Genomic DNA, 18,393 nt, shown 5'->3' on the forward strand with positions numbered 1-18,393 from the left:
GGGCAGGTGCTACATACCTTCAACGGCGTCGGCGGCCGTGAAGGTGCTGCCAGGACCGGCCAGGAGCGCGCTGCGGCCGACGGCGCGGAGCTCGGCCGACACAACTCCGATGCGCCGCATGACCGCGAAGGCCTCGAATTCATCCTTGCCCTTCATCAACACAGAAACGCGCCCTTCGCTGTGGGCCACCTCGTCGGTGGGCCGAAGGATGGTCTCCAGGTTGGCACCGGCAGGCAGGTCGAAATGCACCAGCGTGGACATGTCCGACGACGTCGCACCGGCCCCTGCCCCTTCGCGGCGCTGGGCTTCCTCTTCCAGGAGAACTCCGGCGAGCAAGGCGGCGCTGCGGTCCCAGGTGAAGCAGCGCGCCCATTCCTGGCATCGTGCCGACATGTCACCGGCGGCTCGCTGTTCAGACAGGGTTGTGAGGGCGTCCACCAGCGCGGGCCCAAACCCGGCTGCGGTGTCCACCAACCAGCCAGTCCTGCCATCGACCACCGAGTCCCTGATCCCGGGAACACGCAACGCCAGGCACGGAACACCCCATGCGGCTGCCTCAATCACCGAGCAACCCCAGCCTTCCGAAGCGGAGGTGGATACGGTCAGCCATGCCCGGTTCAGCATGCTGTCGCGGACGTGGTTGGGCTGGTAGCCGTGGAACGTCACGGTGTCGTCGAGGCCCAGGTCCATGGCCAGTTGCTGCAAGCGCGGCCGCTCGGGACCATCGCCCACGATTTCCAGGCGAAGCTTGGGTATGCTGGCCGCGGCAAGGGCCAATTGGCCCAGCAGCAGGTCCAGCCGCTTGTGCGGAACCAGGCGGCTGACCACGACGACGGTCGGTTCAGGATCGCGCGGGCCTACAGTCTTGGGTACGTCGATGGTCCCGTTCGGCACCACGTGGATTGCCCCGGCGAACCCCAGCTTGCGCAGTTCCAGCCGGGTGGACGGCGATACCGCCGCTATGGCCCTCCGTCCATACACGGCCTTGGCCCCTGTGCTTTCGAGCAAACGGCCGACGGCAGCCATCGGAGCCGAAAAGCGGGTACGGAATTGGTCCTGGTGTACATGGTGGATCAACTGGACAATGGGCATTTCCCGGGGCAGGAACAGCGGGGAAAAGAACGGGATGCCGTTCTGGCAATCCACCACGGCATCGAATCCGCTCCGTGTGCGCAGCATCCTGAGGGCGGCTTTTCCGTAAAGGGACAAAGGACCACCGGACCGTACCATCCGGATTCCATCAATGACGTCCTCGGCTGGCTGATGCGCCTCCCGGCTCGTGAACCAGGTAACCTCGGCACCGGAGCGAACCCAGCGATGCGAGATTTCATGCATGTATTGTTCGGCACCGCCGGCTTGTGAATGCCTGATGTCCCGCCAGTTCAGAACGAGTATTCGTTTTCCTGCCAACTGTTCTGAGAGGTTTGAACTACCCGGGGATTCGTTCACGGCATCGCCTTTTGTAGTTGGAGAACTGAAGCAAAGCTGGAAATTCCATCTTTGAACGGCCGGAAAGTAGACGCCGCCACGTCCGTCCAGGCAACGGGCAATTCAACGATGCGGGCTCCCTGGTGCTGAAGCCGGAGGAGGAGCTCCACATCAAAGGCAAAACCCGTGGTGCGGCACTGAACCATGGCAGCCGTCAGGGCAGAGCGTTCGAAGAACTTAAAGCCGCACTGCGTATCCCAAATGCCTTTGACCTTTGATTTGGTCAAGACACGGAATGCGGTTCCGCCCACACGGCGTCCCAGCTGTTGGGGTTGAACGAAGGTGGAACCGGGAGCGTGGCGGGAGGCGATGACAGCCGAGGCTCCCTGTTCCAAATGGGCCATGGTCGGGATCAGGGTTTCAAGGGGCGTCGCCAAGTCGGCGTCGAAGAAGCCCGTGTAACGCGATGTTCCGCTGAGCAAGCCCCTGCTGACTGCCGCCCCTTTACCCCGGCGAGAACACCCCACCACGGAAACAGGAACACCGCCTGCTTTATCGCGGGATATTCTGCGGACAATGGCCCCCGTTTCATCAACGCTTCCGTTATCCACTACCACAATGCGGGAAGACCACGGCTGGCCGGCCAGGAAATCCACTGCCTGTACCAGCGTGCCGGGAATTCGGGCGGCCTCGTTGTAGGCAGGAATCACCACTTCAAGATCAACCTGTGAACGACGGAGGGAATCGGTCCCGCGCCGCGGCTGATAACTCCCCTTGCTGCCTGAATGGATACTGTGCGAGTGGAGCAGATCCATCTGAACCTCCAATTAGTCAAACAATTTGACGTCGAGGTCCAAGCTATTAGGGGTTTCCCGCGGGTGGCACGAGTAGTCACTACTCGAAAAATAAACGGGCAGCTCTTGGTCGGGCTGGTGACTACGCAGTTTATGAAACGACCGACTACTTGTATCCGGTCATTCGGAATATTCCAGCGACGTTACATAACCCTCACGGCAGGTGTGGTAATACTAGGCTTCGGCCGACCCTATGGCAAGGGAATAAACCCACCCAATGCAGCAAGAAATCCGGGCCAATGCTGATGGGCCAGGGACAGAGCGGAAACACCCATGCCCACCATGGCATATCCGCTCACGGGAATAAGGACCAGCCATTCACGCCGGGAGCCGGCCCGTCCCAGCAACGGAATGGAGAAGGCTCCGTTAGCCCGCCATATCCCGCTGATGAGTGATTTTCGCAGGAATTTGGGGGGCTTGATGACAATTGGCCACAAAAGAGGCACTCCGCCCACAGTGATCATGTCGCCCACAATGTGCACCACGACACCGGTGAGCATTGACAGCGGCAACCAGCCCCACTGATCAGGCGCAAACCAGGTCACCAGGCCGGCCATCACCACAGCGAAAACCCAGTTGGTGATCCAGCCGGATTTGGGAAAGAGGTTCAGTGCTTTGGCGGCCAGGTTGATCATGAACATGCACAGCAGCCCTGCACCCACGGACAGCTTTCCCACCGGGGTGACCATCTGGAACTGCGAAGCCATTGCGGCCAGCACCACGAAGGCCGAGGCTCCCAGCAGGGAATGTGTTCCCTGCCGGTGCCCACCGCTTGCCTTCTCAATTCCGACGGCTATGACATTGGATAACGGCGGCAGCGAATTGGCGATGGTGCTGTGCCGGTGGTCCCAGTCGCAGACCAAGGCCGTTCCCGCCGTCGCCATGGCTCCGATCAGGATGCCGGTGGAATCCAAGGGGTACCAGCCCAGGGCGTACGGTCCGGTCGAGGCAATAGCTATCCACGCCGCGGCTCCTGACGCGGCGTGATGTCCTCCCATCATTCAGTTAGCCAGCCTTCACGGGTACATCGGTAAAGATCGCTTCGATAACGTTGTTGGCCCACTGCAGGATTTCTGCGTCCTGAAGGTCGCGCCCACCGATCCGTGCCGTCTTGGGCTTCGGAATGAGCACGGCATCCAAGGCTGGTTTCACCTGGGACCCCGGGTACATGCGGTTCAGGCGCATGGTCTTGGACTCAGGCAGCTGCGCCGGTGAGAAGCGGATGAAGTTGCCCTGGAGCGCGACGTCGGACAAGCCGGCCTCGCGGGCACCCACCCGGAACTGCGCCACCGCAATAAGGTTTTGGGCAGGCAGCGGTGGCTCGCCGTAACGGTCAACGAGTTCGGCGAGGACTTCGTCGATGGCTTCATAAGTGATGGCCGAGGCCAGTTTCCGGTACGCCTCCAAGCGCAGCCGTTCGCCGGGGACGTAGTCGTGCGGCAGGTGTGCGTTGACGGGCAGCTCGATCTTCATCTCGGCGGCCTTCTCTTCGGCCTCCCCACGGTATTCGGCCACAGCCTCGCCCACCAGACGGATGTAGAGGTCAAATCCCACACCCTGGATGTGGCCGGACTGCTCACCGCCCAGCAGGTTGCCGGCGCCACGGATTTCGAGGTCCTTCATGGCCAACTGCATGCCGGCGCCCAGCTCGTTGTGGGCTGCCACTGCCTTGAGGCGTTCCAGCGCCACCTCGCCCAGTGGCTTCTCCGATGGGTAGAGGAAGTAGGCGTAGGCGCGCTCACGGCCACGGCCAACACGTCCACGGAGCTGGTGCAGCTGGGAGAGACCGTACTTGTCCGCCCCATCCACAATCAGGGTGTTGGCATTGGAGATATCCAGGCCGGTCTCAATGATGGTGGTGCAGACCAGGACATCGAAGCGTTTCTCCCAGAAATCCACAATGATCTTCTCAAGGCGGCTCTCGGACATCTGCCCGTGCGCCACTTCCACCCGGGCCTCGGGGACGAGCTCGCGGATCTGTGCCGCAATGCGCTCAATGGAAGAAACCCTGTTGTGGACAAAGAACACCTGGCCCTCGCGCATGAGTTCGCGCCGGATGGCTGCGGAGGTCTGCTTGTTCGTGTACGGCCCCACGTAGGTCAGGACCGGGTGGCGTTCCTCCGGCGGCGTAGCCAGCGTGGACGTTTCCCGGATTCCGGTGAGCGACATTTCAAGGGTTCGGGGAATCGGCGTGGCACTCATCGCCAGCACGTCCACGTTGGTGCGCATTTTCTTGAGCGCTTCCTTGTGCTCCACCCCGAAGCGCTGTTCTTCATCCACGATCACCAGGCCAAGGTCCTTGAACTGGAAGTCCTTGGACAGGAGCCGGTGAGTACCGATCACCACGTCAACGGCACCGCTCTTGACGCCCTCGGCCGTTTCCTTGGCTTCCTTGCTGCTCTGGAAACGGGACAGCGGCTTCACCCGCAGGGGGAAACCGGAAAAACGCTCGGTGAATGTTTCGTAGTGCTGTTGCGCCAACAACGTGGTGGGCACCAACACTGCAACTTGCTTGCCGTCCTGAACCGCCTTGAATGCGGCCCTGACCGCGATCTCGGTCTTGCCGTAGCCCACGTCTCCGGACACCAGGCGGTCCATCGGGATTTCCCGTTCCATGTCCGCCTTGACCTCGTTGATGGTGGTCAACTGGTCCGGTGTCTCCACATACGGGAAGGCTTCTTCAAGTTCGCGCTGCCACGGGGTGTCGGGGGCGAAGGCGTGGCCGCGCGATGCCATCCGGGCGGAGTAGAGCCGGATCAGCTCACCGGCGATTTCCTTGACGGCCTTCCGCGCCTTGGACTTGGTGCTCGCCCAGTCGGCGCCACCCATCTTGCTCAGGGCAGGAGTATCTCCGCCGACGTAGCGGGTCACCTGGTCCAGCTGGTCGGTCGGAACAAACAGCCGGTCGCCCGGTGCGCCGCGTTTGGACGGTGCGTACTCCAGGACCAAGTACTCGCGCAGCCCGGCTTCCGAGGCCGAGGTACCGGTCACCTTGCGCTGGATCAGCTCCACGAACCGGCCAATGCCGTGCTGTTCATGGACCACAAAATCACCGGCATGCAGCTGCAGCGGGTCCACGGCGTTGCGACGCTTGGACGGCATGCGGCGCATGTCCTTGGTGGAGCTGGCCGAGGCCCTTCCCAGCAGGTCGGCTTCGGTCAGAAGGCCCAGTTTGAGGCCGTCCAGGACAAAACCACGTCCGACGGCGGCAGTGGTCACCTCGATGATGCCCGGCTGGGGCTCGGTATCCAGCGACTCGACGCGGGAGCAGGGAATATCGGCATCATGGAACAGCTCGGCCAGTCGTTGGGCGGGCCCGGGACCATCGGTCACCACTACCACACGCCATTGCTCGCGGACGCGGGAGCCAATGAACTCCAGCATCTCGGCCACCTCGCCTTGGTAGCCACGCGGTTCGCGGGCGCGCATGTTGAGGACGTCGATATCCAGGACCAGGTCCTCGTCCGAGGCGAGGGAGGTGATGGACCACCAGGAGACGTCATGCGCGAGCGCCGCCGAGCGGGTATCGGTCAGCGACCGGAAGCTGGCAGCGTGCAGGTCGGTGGAAGCCTGGGACGACAGGTCAAGGGGCGCCGCACCGCCGTCGGACGCCGTTGACCACGCAGCTTCCAGGAACTCTTCGTTCGTCGCCGCAAGGTCGTGCGCGCGGGTGCGGACCTTCTCCGGCTCAATGACCACGGACAGCGACCCCGCCGGGAGCTGGTCCACGAACGGAACCATGGCATCCACCAGCACCGGAGCCAGCGATTCCATGCCCTCAACAGCGATGCCGCCGGCGATCTTCTCCAACATGTCCGCTGCAGCGGGCATGTCTGCCTTCAGCTTCGACGCCCGGGACATCACCGAAGGAGTGATCAGGATTTCCCGGCACGGCGGAGCGTGCAATTCCGTGGGGTGATGAATGCCGGGTGCAGACAGCGAGCGCTGGTCGGCAACGGCAAACCATCGCATTTGGTCCACTTCATCACCGAAGAATTCCACCCGGATGGGGTGGTCCTCGGTCGGTGGGAAAACGTCAAGGATGCCACCACGGACAGCGAACTCGCCACGGTGCGTCACCATGTCCACGCGGGCATACGCGGCGTCGGACAAGGCACGGACAACCTCCGTGAAGGACCGCTCCTGCCCCACCTGCAGGGTCACGGGCACCAGGTCGCCAAGGCCGGCCACAATAGGCTGGACCACGGCGCGAACCGGGGCCACCACCACACGCAAAGGTGCCGCCGTCGAGCTTTCCGGGTGCGTCAGGCGGCGCAGCACGGAAAGGCGGCGGCCCACGGTGTCGGAGCGCGGGGAGAGCCGCTCATGCGGGAGGGTTTCCCAACTGGGGAAGGTGGCGATGGATTCCACGGGCAGATAGGAGCCCAACGCGGCGGTCAGGTCTTCGGCTTCGCGGCCAGTCGCCGTCACGGCCAGAACAACCGGAGTTCCGCCACCGTCATTGTCCGCGTCCGCAAGGGCGTCGGCCATTTCGGCGAGCAGCACGGCCCGCATGCCGGTCGGAGCGCTGATCTGGTAGTCGGTGTTGCGGTCGGTGAAGGGCCGCTGCGCCTCCGTTCGGACGCGCGCGAAAGTCTTGTCCTCCGCCAAGGCGCGGCGCAGACCGTTGAGGCTCATGACAGAAACTCCTAGGGTGGGTCCAAGGGCAGGCAACACAAATGCCCGGAAATTCAGATGAATGCCGGGTCATTCCAGCCTACCTCCACCCCCAGCCACAGGAGTTCCTTTGCAGCCCACGGAAGCTACGCATTCCAATACCCCGCAGGACACCAGGACCGTGCTGGTCACCGGTGCCACCGGATACATCGGCGGCCGCCTGGTCCCCCGGCTCCTTGAAGCCGGCCACAGAGTGAAGGTCCTGGTCCGGACCCCACAAAAGATCGCTGACGTTCCCTGGCATGACGATGTCGACATCATCGAGAACAGCCTGTCCGACGCAGACGGCCTGGCGCAGGCGCTGGAGGGTGTGGACGTCCTGTACTACCTGGTCCATTCCATGGCCTCCGGGAGCGGCTTCGAGGCCAAGGAAGAAGCCATGGCGCGGCTCGTGGCGGGTGCTGCCGCGGACGCCGGCGTGGACAGGATCGTCTACCTTGGCGGCCTGCACCCTGAGAAGACCGAGCTCTCCACTCACATGCGGTCCCGCGAAAAAGTGGGCCGGGTGTTCCTGGAGTCACCGGTGGACGCCGTTGTGTTCCAGGCAGGCGTCGTGATCGGTTCCGGATCTGCGTCGTTCGAGATGATCCGGCACTTGGCCGAGACCCTGCCCGTCATGCCCGCCCCCAGTTGGGTCAACAACCGGGTTGAGGCCATCGCTGTCCGTGACGTCCTGCACTACCTGGTGGCGGCCGCTGCCCTTCCGGAGAAGCTGAACCGCACCTTCGACATCGGGTCCAGGGATGTCCTGAAGTACAAGGACATGATGAACGAGTACGCCGTGGAGCGCGGGCTCCCCCGACGCCTGGTCATTGCGCTCCCCGTCCCGGCTCCCAAGCTTGCCGGCTTGTGGGTGGCCCTGGTGACGCCCATTCCCCTGTCCATGTCCCTGCCGCTGGTGCAGTCCCTGCAACATGACGCGGTGTCGCGGGAGCACGACGTCGACGATTACTTCCCCCAGCCCGACGGCGGCCTGACGCCGTACCGGCGCGCGGTTGCCTTGGCGCTCGGCAAGGAACGGGACGGCCAGGTGGAGACGACGTGGGCCAACGCGGGCATTGATGCCGATCCCCTGCCCAGCGACCCTGATTGGGCCGGATACAAAGTCTTCCTCGACGAGCGGACATTCCACAGCGAGGCCAAGCCTGAGCATGTGTGGACCATCATCGAAGGCATCGGCGGCAAGAACGGCTGGTACTCGTTGCCGCTGGCATGGCGGATACGTGGCTGGCTGGACAAGCTCCAGGGCGGCGCAGGCTTGCTTCGGGGACGCCGGCATCCCAAGACCCTGAACACGGGCGAGGTTGTGGATTGGTGGCGTGTGGAGGCCATCGACCGCGGGCACCTGCTGCGCTTGCGGGCCGAGATGCGGGCCCCGGGTGGCGCCTGGCTGGAGTTGGCGGTGGAGCCTGATGGCAACGGAAGCCTGTACAAGCAGCGCGCCATCTTCTTCCCGCGGGGCCTGGCCGGCAGGCTGTACTGGTTGGGCGTCTACCCGTTCCATGGTTTCATCTTCCCGTCCATGGCCCGGAACATCTCGGCAGCGGCCATCACGCTCCAGGAAACGTCGCCCCAAACTGCCGGTTCCGGGGTGGCCAACCAGACCCCGTAGGATGTTGGGAGCTAAAAAGCTTCACCACCACCATCCACGGAGGACCCATGGCCCTGAGCGCATCCACCACCCTGCCGCACAGCGTTGACCGCGTAGCTGCCGTATTCGTCAACGAGGATTTCCTGCGTCACACGAGCGAACTCGTGGGCGGATCCCTGGAATCGTTCACGATCGACGGCGACCCCGCCGGTGCCTTCAGCACCACCACCGTCCGTACCCTGCCCACCACCCGCCTGCCGGACATTGCCCGGAAGTTCGTTGGCGAAACCCTGAAGGTCACCCAGACCGAGCAGTGGGAAGCCCCCGCAGCCGATGGTTCACGTGCCAGCAACATCGCGTTGAAGATCTCGGGAGCTCCCCTGGACGTCACAGCCGTCCAGCGGCTCGTGGCCGATGGCGGCAACACCCGCATTGAACTCGAAGGCAACGTGTCCTCCTCGGTTCCGTTCCTCGGCGGCAAGATCGCCGACGCTGCGGAGCCCATGGTCGGCAAGGCCCTGAACATCCAGTCGCAGCAGGCCCAGGCCTGGCTCGAAAGCCACTAGCGTGCAGATCCCCGCGATCCTCGCCGTTGTCCTGATCGTTGCCGGTGTCTGGTCCCTGGTTGTCTGGCCGCAGTTCCTGAAGCGCGTCATGAAGGACCCCCGCGCCCGCGACGCCGCAGGCAAGGCCACCAAGTTCCTGACAGTCCACGTCGTGCTGGTCACCATCTCCATGGTGCTTGGACTCGCGACGGCGGCCATTGGGATCGCGGGCCTGGTCGCCTAGCCCTCGTCTTACCCGACTGGGTAACAGCAAACGCCCCACTGGGCCCTCAGTGGAGCCTGTGCTGTTACCCGGTTGGTAAGATGGACTTTGGTGTGCCGGGAAGTCTGGTCGGCGATGTCTTCGTGATGCCCGCCCACCGTGAGGAGCCCCGTGCCCCAACCATCCAGCCAGCCCCAGCCCGCAACGCCCGAGCCGGTTCATTCGAACCAGCCCGGCGATTCAGCTAAAGTCTTCAGCCGTTCCAGTTACCCCGAGTACCGCCGGGTCCTGGCGATCCTCCGCACGGAAACCGTTGGCGGCGCCCTCCTGCTGGCAGCCACCGTCGTCGCCCTCGTCTGGGCTAACTCACCCGCCGCAGACGGCTACTTCGCCCTCCGCGACGCCAGGATAGGTTACGAGCCGTGGCATCTTGAGCTGAGCCTTGGCCATTGGGCCTCGGACGGCCTCCTGGCCGTGTTCTTCTTCCTTGCAGGCCTTGAACTCAAACGTGAATTCGTGGCCGGCGAACTCCGCAAACCCGCCAAAGCGATCGTCCCTGTGGCTGCGGCCGTCGGCGGTGTCCTGGTCCCGGCGCTGATCTTCGTGCTGTTCAACCTAGGATCCCCCGAGACGCTTAAGGGCTGGGCCATCCCCACGGCCACGGACATTGCCTTCGCCCTCGCCGTCCTGGCTGTCATCAACACTCACCTGCCCGCAGCCCTCCGGACCTTCCTGCTGACACTCGCCGTGGTGGATGACCTCATCGCCATCGGCATCATTGCCTTCTTCTACTCCACGGGACTCCAGCCGCTCATGTTGTTGGCCGCCGTGGTGCCGCTGGCCATCTTCACGTTCCTCGTCCAGAAGCGGATCCGCAGTTGGTACCTGCTGGTGCCGCTCGCCTTGGCCACGTGGGGCTTCGTCCATGCCTCCGGGATCCACGCAACGGTGGCGGGGGTGCTTCTGGGCTTCGCTGTTCCGGTCATCGCCGGCGGCAAGAAGGGCGAACCTGCCGAAGGTTTGGCCGAGCACATCGAACACAAGATCCGGCCCTTCTCCGCCGGTTTCGCGGTCCCCGTCTTCGCCTTCTTTTCAGCGGGCGTGGCCTTGGGCGGATTCGACGGCATGGGCGCTGCACTCACGGATCCCGTGGCTGTCGGCATCGTTGCAGCATTGGTCGTGGGCAAGGCCGTGGGCGTCTTCGGCACCACTTTCCTGGTCACCAAGACCACGCGGGCAAGCCTGGACTCCAGCATCGCCTGGATCGATCTCTTCGGCCTGGCGCTCCTCGCCGGCATCGGCTTCACCGTCTCGTTGCTGATCGGCGAGCTGAGTTTCGGCATCGGGTCCGCGCACAACGACCACGCCAAGGTTGCCATCCTGGCAGGTTCCCTGATCTCGGCGCTGCTGGCCGCCGTCGTGCTTAAGGCACGGAACAGGCGCTACCGCCAGGTGGAGGCGGATGAAGAACGGGACGACGACGGCGACGGCGTACCTGACGTCTTTGCGCGCAGCTGACGCGGAGGTGCTCCGGGAAGGCTAAGCCGTGGCTTGGTTGAGCGCGTCCTCGGCAGCAACCCAGGAGATCATGGCGCATTTCACGCGGGCCGCGTAACGGGCCACTCCCTCGAAAGCGGCAGCATCACCGAGGATCTCCGGGTCCGCCTGGACTTTTCCACGCGATCGGAGGACCTCGCGGAAGTTCCCGATGACGGTGTGCAGTTCCTCCACGGACATGCCCTCGCCCAGTTCGCTGAGCACCGAGGCCGACGCCATGGAGATCGAGCAGCCCGCGCCGTCCCAGCTGATCTGCTGGACGGTTCCGTCCGCAACGGCGAGCCGCAACGTCACTTCGTCCCCGCAGACCGGGTTCAGCTGGTGCGATTGGCCGGTGGATGCCCCGGCGGGGGCCGCTGTTTCGGCCAGTCCACTGCCGTGGCGCTGCTTGGAGTGGTCCAGGATGATCTGTTGGTACAGCTGGTCAAGACTCATGGTGGTTGTTGCCTGTTCTGGGGAAATCGTTGAAGTGGTGGCTGCCGGCCGGCCCGGTCGCCGGGGGTCAGGCCTGGAAGTACGCCCGGACCCCCGAAACGGCGTCGAGGAAGGCATCGACATCGTCCGTGGTGTTGTAGAGGTAGGTGCTCGCCCGGGTGGTGGCCGTCAGCCCCAGACGGCGGTGCAGCGGCTGGGCGCAGTGGTGGCCGACACGAACGGCGATGCCGCGATCGTCAAGGAACTGCCCGACGTCGTGGGCGTGGACCCCTGCGACGTCGAAGGCCGCCAACCCGATGCGCTCAGACCCTGAGGCGGGGCCGACGACGCGAATGCCGTCGATGCTTTCAAGCCCCTTAACAAGGCGTTGCCCCAGCGTGGATTCCCACGCGTGGATGCGCTCGATGCCCGTTTCGGTGAGGTAGTTCACGGCCGCAGCAAGCGCCACTGCCTGGGAGATTCGCTGCGTACCGGCTTCGAAGCGCTGGGGTGCCGGGAGATACTCGGCGCGTTCCATGGTGACCGTGGTGATCATGGAACCGCCCGTCAGGAAAGGCGGCAGGACATCCAGCAGTTCCTGCTTGCCGTACAGCACGCCAACACCGGTGGGCGCCAGCATCTTATGCCCGGAGAACACCGCGAAGTCAACATCCAGGTCCTTGACGTCCACGGCCATGTGCGGCACGGACTGGCAGGCATCCAGGACCACCAAAGCACCAACCCTGCGGGCGAGGGCGACGAGCTCCGACACCGGGTTGATGGTTCCCAGGACGTTGGACGCATGGGTGAAGGCCAGGAGTTTGGTCCGCTCCCCCACGATGGCGGCGGCTGCATCGAGCCGCAGGGCACCATCATCGGTGACGGGAATGTACTTCAGGGTCGCCCCGGTCCGGTAGGCCAGTTCCTGCCAGGGAATGAGGTTGGCGTGGTGCTCCATTTCGGTGACCACGATCTCGTCGCCCGGCCCCATTGCAAGGTCCTTGAGCCGTGCGTCGCCACGGCCTTGGGCGGCCCACAGCCCAGCGTTGGAGAGGGCGTAGGTGATGAGGTTCAGGCCCTCGGTGGCATTGGAGGTCCACACGGTTTCCTCATACTGCGCACCAATGAAGTCCGCCACGGTCTGGCGTGCGTCTTCGAAGGCCTCCGTGGCTTCCACGGCAAGGTGGTGGGCGCCGCGGTGAACCGCGGCATTGCGTTGCTCGTAGTATTCCTGCTCGGCCTCGATGACGCTGAGCGGGTTCTGCGACGTGGCACCGGAATCGAGGTAGATCAAGGGCTTGCCATTGACCAACTGGTCCAGCACCGGGAAGTCGTTCCGGATCCGCAACACCTCCGCGTTGTCCATGGCGTGCACGGACCGCTGCAGTGAGGCGGGGGTTGATACGGCTGTCAAGGGGCGCTCCTTGGAAATCCTTCAGGGACTCTCCATTATCCCACGGTGGGCCGCACTGGGCGGTGTGCCGTACAGCACGTCAGCCGCCGGCCCTCCCAGGCACCCAGCCCAGGGGCGGCACCGCATCACTGTCGAAGGCGCTTCGCAGCCGTTCAACGAGGACCGAGGCCCGACGACTCGCGGCGCTCCGGGTCTTTGCTTCATATCCGCTGGCTGCCCGCGAATAGCAAATGGCTGCGTGGGCGAACTGCCGGTCGGCGGACAGGCTCCGTCCTGCCGATTCAAGCGCCTTTGGATCGTTGTCCAGCAGCGCCGAGGCGAACGTACCCAGCGCGGCTCCGCCCGCTCCGTGAAGCTCCGCAGCCAGCCCAACCAGGCGCCGCTGCACCACAAGGTCGTCGACGGCGGTGGTGTTGGGGTTAAGCGTCAGGAGGGACACCGCCTCTGCTTCCAACAAGGTGGTGCCTTGGGCCTGGAAGCGTTCAGCCAAGGCCAGAAGGTGGCCAGGCTTTCCGGCGATCCGGTCCTGCGCCGCTGCCACATACACCGAAGTGAGCTGGACCAGGAGGCCTGCGGGATCCTGATTCCCCTGCCCCAGTGCCGCCATGGCCTGCCCAAGACGCCCCATCGCCGGCGCAGGGTTGCCGCACAACGCCTCAGAGTAGGCCAGCATGGCCGCAGCCAGGGCCAGTACAGGCGGCAGGCCGGCGTCGGACAATTCCGCAAGGACCGGTTCCAGGGTTCCACGGGCCGCACGCGGAAGCCCTTGGCTGAGCTCGGCATACCCGCGGGCAACGTCCAAACACACGGCAAGATACTTCGGAAGCACGAACGCCGAAGGACACTCCAGCAGCGCGTCCATCCGGCTCCACGCCAGGTTGTTGCGGAGGCACACCACATGCCGGAGCAAGACCCCTGGCCTGAACATCTCCAAGGCAGGGTCGGCATCCACGGCCGCCATGGCCGCCGTCGACCTCTCCAACGCTTCCGGGGCGGCTCCGCCGAGCAGGAGGCGCTCGGCTTCCCGAACGTTCCGCACCACCCTGTTTGCCCCGCCTGCCGCCCTCAGGGGTTCGGCTACGGGTCCTGAACCGGTGTCATCTACAGTTTCGGGCAGTGCGGTTCCCGTGACGGCACCCAAAAGTTCGAGTGCCACAAGGCGGTGGGTGGCGTCGGCCTTTACCCCGGGCGATCCTCCGGCGGCCGCCAACTCCCGCAATTCCGGGGTCGCTTCGCTGAGCAGGCCCTCGGTCACCAGCGCCCGTGCCCTGAGCAGCCTGGCTTCATCCTTCCGGCCGGGTTCAACCACTGCCGCCGCGGCCCGCAAGGCAAGTTCCGCCGTCGACGGCCTGTCGGCGGCCGGCGCGGCAGCGAGCAGCAGTTCGTCGGTGAGGGTCAGTCCACAGTCCAGGGTCCAGGTCATCCACCGCAGCAGTGTGGGCGCAGATTCCTGCGTGAGGGCGGGTTCCTCAACGCCCAGTCGAAGGGCCAGGCTCCTTGGCCGTGGCACAGAAAGCCGGGTACCTTCGCCCCGCAGCCAGGAACTGGTCCTGACCAGCGGCGGCCGCCCTTCCAGCAACCTGATGTGGTGGTTGGCCAGCAGGTGCTCGGTAGCCTTCCGTCCAAAATGGTGCTCCACAACGTCCAACGCCACAGGCTCCGCGAGCGCTATGAGTTCCAGCGCGTGCCGCTCCTCCGCCGGCCGGGCGGCGTTTTCGGCCTGCACTTGCGCCACCACTGCCGGCCAATCACAGTGGGCCCGCACGTCGATGGTCCAAAAGCCGTCCTTCTGCATCAGCAGACCTGCGTTCCGGGCATCGGTAATGGCCAGGACCAGCAGCCCAACGTTGAAGCCACTCATGGCGGTGAGCAGGCTGCTGGCCCGGCGTTGGACCTTGCCGCCCAGGATGGCCTCGCAGAGCGCGTGTGCTTCGCTGAAGGTAAAGGGCGGAAGGAAGTACTGCTCCAGGAAGCCGTCTTCCCACAGCTGATAGAGGTCAGGGGGAAGGGGTCGGCGGCTGTCGGCAGTGGCTACCAGCGTCGCCCCGAAACCGGGTATCAGCTGCAGCAGCACAGCCAGGGACGCCGGGTCGATGTAGTGGATGTCGTCCACCAACAGCACCAGGGGCGGACGTGAGGCCGGTGCTTGCCGCTTGCCCCGGCGTCGGCCGGCCGTTGGCGTGAACAAGTACTCGGCACTCCCCAGGGTGCTGGTGAGGGCCCGGAGTACCTGGATTCCCGGAGGCAGCGTGTCCTCGCCGCCCGTTTCAAGTGGGGCACCCAGGGCGGCATAGCTGGTGGTTCTCAGCTCAGGCTTCCCGGCGAAGCTTCTGACGTCCATGGTTTCAGGGAGGCCCGCTTTGACCGAAAGCAACAGGTGGCTCTTTCCGGATCCTCGGTCCCCCACCACCACGATGCCACTGGTGGAGGGCGACGGTACTGCGGAAAGGATGATGTCAAGGAGCCGCGTCCGGTCAGGGAATGCTGATGGCCTCAGCCCGACTGTGACGGTATCTTCGTCCAGCCAGGGATCCGGCAGCATGCGCACTCCAATAGCAGCAGTCCCATGTCCGGGAGGGTTTGATGTCCGCGATGTGCGGCTACCTGGCCTAGAAGCCGGCGGCGGCTGGGGGGAGAGTCTCGGTCTCAGAAGACTCTGTCGCCGCCGGCTTCGTCCAGGGCCGGACCACCTTTCGGTGACCGGTGCATCGGCTCAAAGAGACCACCGATGCGGATGATGCGACTTTCGGAATCCCGGTGATGCTTGGGGCTGAACCGTTCTTCCAAGATCAATACTGCCGGGGTAGCCAAAGCAGTACACCAGTAGTTGGTACTCGATTAGTCCGGAGCTTTTTCCGGGCCGGTACCTTGTTGTACTCAGTCCCGGAAAGGGGCACTACTTGGTTTTGGTGCGACACACCAACGGGTTACTCCACTGATTGGCCAAATTCCGCGCCACGACAGGGACAAGTGTCCCGCGGTGTGGTTTATGAGTACTCAAGGGCGCCGCCGTCATTGACGGACGGCAGCCCCGAGATCCTCGCGGCGGCGAATGCCCAGCTTGGCGTAGCTGCGGTACAGGTGCCCCTCAACAGTACGTACGGAGACCATGAGCTTCTCCGCGATCTGCCGGTCCGTCAGTCCCGAGACAGCCAAAGCAACGATGTCCTGCTCACGGCGGGTCAACGGCACCGAACGGTCCGCTTCCGTGCTCGGATCATGCACCAGGGCATCGCCGAGGCTGGCTTCACTGACATCACGCAACACCGCCGCCTGCCGGGCTTCCGGGCGTTTCCCTTCGGCGTCGAAGGACAGCGCGGCTTTGTCGAAGGCCACTGCAGCCGGTCCGGGCATCCCGGCTGCGGCCAACAGGTTGCCGGCGTTGACAAAGCCCCGGCCCTCACCGCCCAGATGTGCTGCCGCCATCGACAACCATCCCGCCGCCCATGCGCCGGACATGGAGGATGCAGTCTCCTGAATGGACTCCATGGCTTGGGCATCGCCCAGCTCGGTGCGAAGTACCAGATTCTGCAGCAGTACGCCGGGCCATTGGTGAAGCTGCCCGGATTCCGGTAGTTTCCGGAGTTTGTCCAGCCCCGAGCCATTGGTCACCAGCTCCTGGGCGGCCAGGTTGAAGAGTTCCGCGAGGGCTTCAACGTAGGCCCCGCCGGCAGCCGCGCCGGTGTGACGGGCCGATAGTTCACCGGACAGGCGCTCGGCGAGGGACGTATCGCCGGCCTTGGCCGCCGCGTAGAACGCCAGTGCGTTCCCGAGGTTATGCAACTGGTGGGGGTCCTTGACCCTGAGTGCTTCGACGGCGGGCGTCACCAGCTCCGCGGCCTGCTCCAGCCGACCTTGGCGCAGCAAGGACAACCCTTTGAGGGTTTGGATGTCGCCTCCGAAGACGATGAGTCCCAGTGCCGAGCTGGCGGAATAGCGGCCAAGGGCAGTTTCCGCTGCTCCCCAGTCCCCCGACGCCAGGGCCGCCAGGGTGTAGCGGACCAGCACGAAGTCGCTGAAGTACAGGAGATCATCAGCCTGCTCGTCCAGCAGCAGCAACGCCTCGCGACCTGCTTCCAGCGCTTCCACAGCCTGCCCCTCGACGGTCAGCAGTTCACACCGCATGGCGAGCAGGAATACCTGGTTCATGACGACATCCGCTTGATCGCCCGCAAGCGCGTCGGCAAAGCGTTCCAGTCCCCCGTGGAGTTCTGCGTAGTGCCCGTCGTGGGCCAGTGCCGCCAGTTCCAAGGCCCTGGCGTGCCGCTCCACCAGCCCCACCATCGGGTCGGACGCCGGAAGGCCTGCAGTGAGGGTGGTGGCTGCGGTCCGGGCATCGGCCACAATATCCGCGGAGGAGTCCCCTCTCGCCGCACGCGCGGCGGCCCAGAGCAGTCCCGCTCCCAGGGGGCCGGACGGATCGGCGTCCAAGTACCCCAGGTCTTCCTCCAACAGCCGTACGGCGCCGCGGAAGTCGCCGTCGTTGAAATTGACCATGGCCATGACGGCGCGGGCGCGCGGGCGCAAGGCCTCGGAGCGCACCTTGCCGGCTGCCGCCGTCGCCAAGGGGTTCTGGAGCAGTTTCGCGGCCAGGAAGGCTGCCTGCAGCAACTGTTCGTCGTCGACGTCGGCACCGCAGTCCAGCGCCCAACTCACCAACCGCAACAGGCCCTCCGTCGTGGGCGGCTCTGCGAGGAGGTGCTGGACCATGCGCTGGCGGATCTGGAGGCTGCGGGCCGGGGAAACGATCTGGCGCAGTGCCTCGCTGTACATCGGGTGCCACATTTTGAGCGGGCTGCCCGGCCCATTGGTGGACAGCACCAACCGGCTGTCCATCAAGGCCCTCACGGTGTCCCTGCCAACCTGCGTGTCCAACACCGCGGCCGGGACCGGCTCGGAGAGGGCAACAACGTACATCGCTTCCCGTTCGGCTTCGCTGGTCCGCAGCACCCTGTTGCGCACCACCTCCGCCAGGCCTTCGCCGCTGCCGGAAAGCGCGCGGGTCAGGAACCACACACCGTTCCGCCGCACCAGGTTGCCGTCCGCCCTTGCGTCATCCAGCAGGCAGCGAAGCAGCAAGGGGTTGCCCTCGGAGACAGCGTGCAGCACGTCTGCAGCACTGGCCATAACATTTCCGCCGAGAGTCTTCTCCGCAAGTTCAGTCACGCCCTCATGGTCCAGGGGATGAAGCTCGAGACGCTCGGCGAGGCCGTCGTACCAGAGCTGGAGCAGTGCTGCAGGCAAACCGGGCCGGGGCCTGCTGGTCGCCACTAGCCTGGCCCACCCCGCCGTCACCAATTCGGCCAGGATTTGGGTGCTGCCTTCATCAAGATCGTGGGCGTCGTCCACGATGAGCAACAGGCGCGCACCTTCGCCGCCGCGCCGCTTCTCGAACTGCGACCAGAACTCCCGCAGGATCGCTACAGGCGAGGTGGCCTGCTCGACAGGAAGGTCCAGCAGGTAGGGCGCCAGGACGCCATAGGGCACAGCAGAGAGGGCGGGACTACCGTGGACGCGCATCACCACCATTTCACCGGCCAACCGGGCAGCGATTTCTGCGGCCAGGGCAGTCTTGCCGATTCCGGGGTCCGCTACCAAAAGCACAGCCCCGGCGCCTTCCTGACGCAATATCCCGGTGGCCAGATCCAGTTCCGCGTCCCGGCCTACAAGGTGCTCAGCCCGCATGGGCA

Annotated in this window: 12 protein-coding genes; 4 read left to right on the forward strand and 8 right to left on the reverse strand. The window is 64.7% G+C overall.

Annotation, left to right across the window (positions count from 1 at the left end):
* Positions 1-9: 9 nt before the first annotated feature.
* The 4 genes from QF015_RS03935 to mfd form a co-directional block, all read right to left on the reverse strand.
* The gene (locus tag QF015_RS03935; RefSeq protein WP_310201601.1) at positions 10-1,449 is read right to left on the reverse strand and encodes a glycosyltransferase family 4 protein; all 1,440 of its coding nucleotides are present in this window, start codon (positions 1,447-1,449) and stop codon (positions 10-12) included.
* Positions 1,446-2,243 carry a glycosyltransferase gene (locus QF015_RS03940; RefSeq protein WP_310201603.1) on the reverse strand — a complete coding sequence of 266 codons (798 nt, stop codon included), beginning with the start codon at positions 2,241-2,243 and terminating at the stop codon, positions 1,446-1,448. Before QF015_RS03940 ends, QF015_RS03935 begins: the two co-directional genes overlap by 4 nt.
* 230 nt (positions 2,244-2,473) lie before the next feature.
* On the reverse strand, positions 2,474-3,283 hold the full coding sequence (locus QF015_RS03945; RefSeq protein WP_429387190.1) for a metal-dependent hydrolase: 810 nt from the start codon (positions 3,281-3,283) through the stop codon (positions 2,474-2,476).
* A gap of 4 nt (positions 3,284-3,287) precedes the next feature.
* Positions 3,288-6,920: a transcription-repair coupling factor gene (gene mfd / locus QF015_RS03950; RefSeq protein WP_429387193.1), complete on the reverse strand. Its 3,633-nt coding sequence runs from the start codon at positions 6,918-6,920 to the stop codon at positions 3,288-3,290.
* Between the two features lie 109 nt (positions 6,921-7,029).
* Between mfd and QF015_RS03955 the strand changes: the two genes are divergently transcribed.
* The 4 genes from QF015_RS03955 to nhaA all read left to right on the forward strand — a co-directional run bounded on the left by QF015_RS03955 (position 7,030) and on the right by nhaA (position 10,836).
* Entirely contained in the window at positions 7,030-8,571 is a 1,542-nt protein-coding gene (locus tag QF015_RS03955; protein WP_429387196.1) for an SDR family oxidoreductase, read from the forward strand.
* A gap of 47 nt (positions 8,572-8,618) precedes the next feature.
* On the forward strand, positions 8,619-9,116 hold the full coding sequence (locus tag QF015_RS03960; protein ID WP_310201612.1) for a DUF2505 domain-containing protein: 498 nt from the start codon (positions 8,619-8,621) through the stop codon (positions 9,114-9,116).
* Between the two features lies 1 nt (position 9,117).
* Complete coding sequence (locus tag QF015_RS03965; protein ID WP_310201614.1) at positions 9,118-9,339, forward strand: SCO4848 family membrane protein; 222 nt, start codon at positions 9,118-9,120, stop codon at positions 9,337-9,339.
* Positions 9,340-9,489: 150 nt separating this feature from the next.
* Positions 9,490-10,836 (forward strand): Na+/H+ antiporter NhaA, encoded by a 1,347-nt coding sequence (nhaA, locus tag QF015_RS03970; RefSeq protein WP_429387199.1) that lies wholly within the window; start codon positions 9,490-9,492, stop codon positions 10,834-10,836.
* Positions 10,837-10,857: 21 nt separating this feature from the next.
* Here nhaA and sufU read toward each other — a convergent pair whose 3' ends face one another.
* The 4 genes from sufU to QF015_RS03990 form a co-directional block, all read right to left on the reverse strand.
* The gene (gene sufU / locus QF015_RS03975) at positions 10,858-11,310 is read right to left on the reverse strand and encodes a Fe-S cluster assembly sulfur transfer protein SufU (protein ID WP_310201618.1); all 453 of its coding nucleotides are present in this window, start codon (positions 11,308-11,310) and stop codon (positions 10,858-10,860) included.
* Positions 11,311-11,377: 67 nt separating this feature from the next.
* Positions 11,378-12,703 carry a cysteine desulfurase gene (locus tag QF015_RS03980; protein WP_429387201.1) on the reverse strand — a complete coding sequence of 442 codons (1,326 nt, stop codon included), beginning with the start codon at positions 12,701-12,703 and terminating at the stop codon, positions 11,378-11,380.
* Positions 12,704-12,782: 79 nt separating this feature from the next.
* Complete coding sequence (locus tag QF015_RS03985) at positions 12,783-15,245, reverse strand: ATP-binding protein (protein WP_310201624.1); 2,463 nt, start codon at positions 15,243-15,245, stop codon at positions 12,783-12,785.
* A 470-nt stretch (positions 15,246-15,715) separates the two neighbouring features.
* On the reverse strand, positions 15,716-18,388 hold the full coding sequence (locus QF015_RS03990; protein WP_429387204.1) for a helix-turn-helix transcriptional regulator: 2,673 nt from the start codon (positions 18,386-18,388) through the stop codon (positions 15,716-15,718).
* Positions 18,389-18,393: the final 5 nt, after the last annotated feature.

Origin of the sequence: Paenarthrobacter sp. TE4293 (genome assembly GCF_050435325.1) — a bacterium.
Taxonomy (GTDB): domain Bacteria; phylum Actinomycetota; class Actinomycetes; order Actinomycetales; family Micrococcaceae; genus Arthrobacter; species Arthrobacter nitroguajacolicus_C.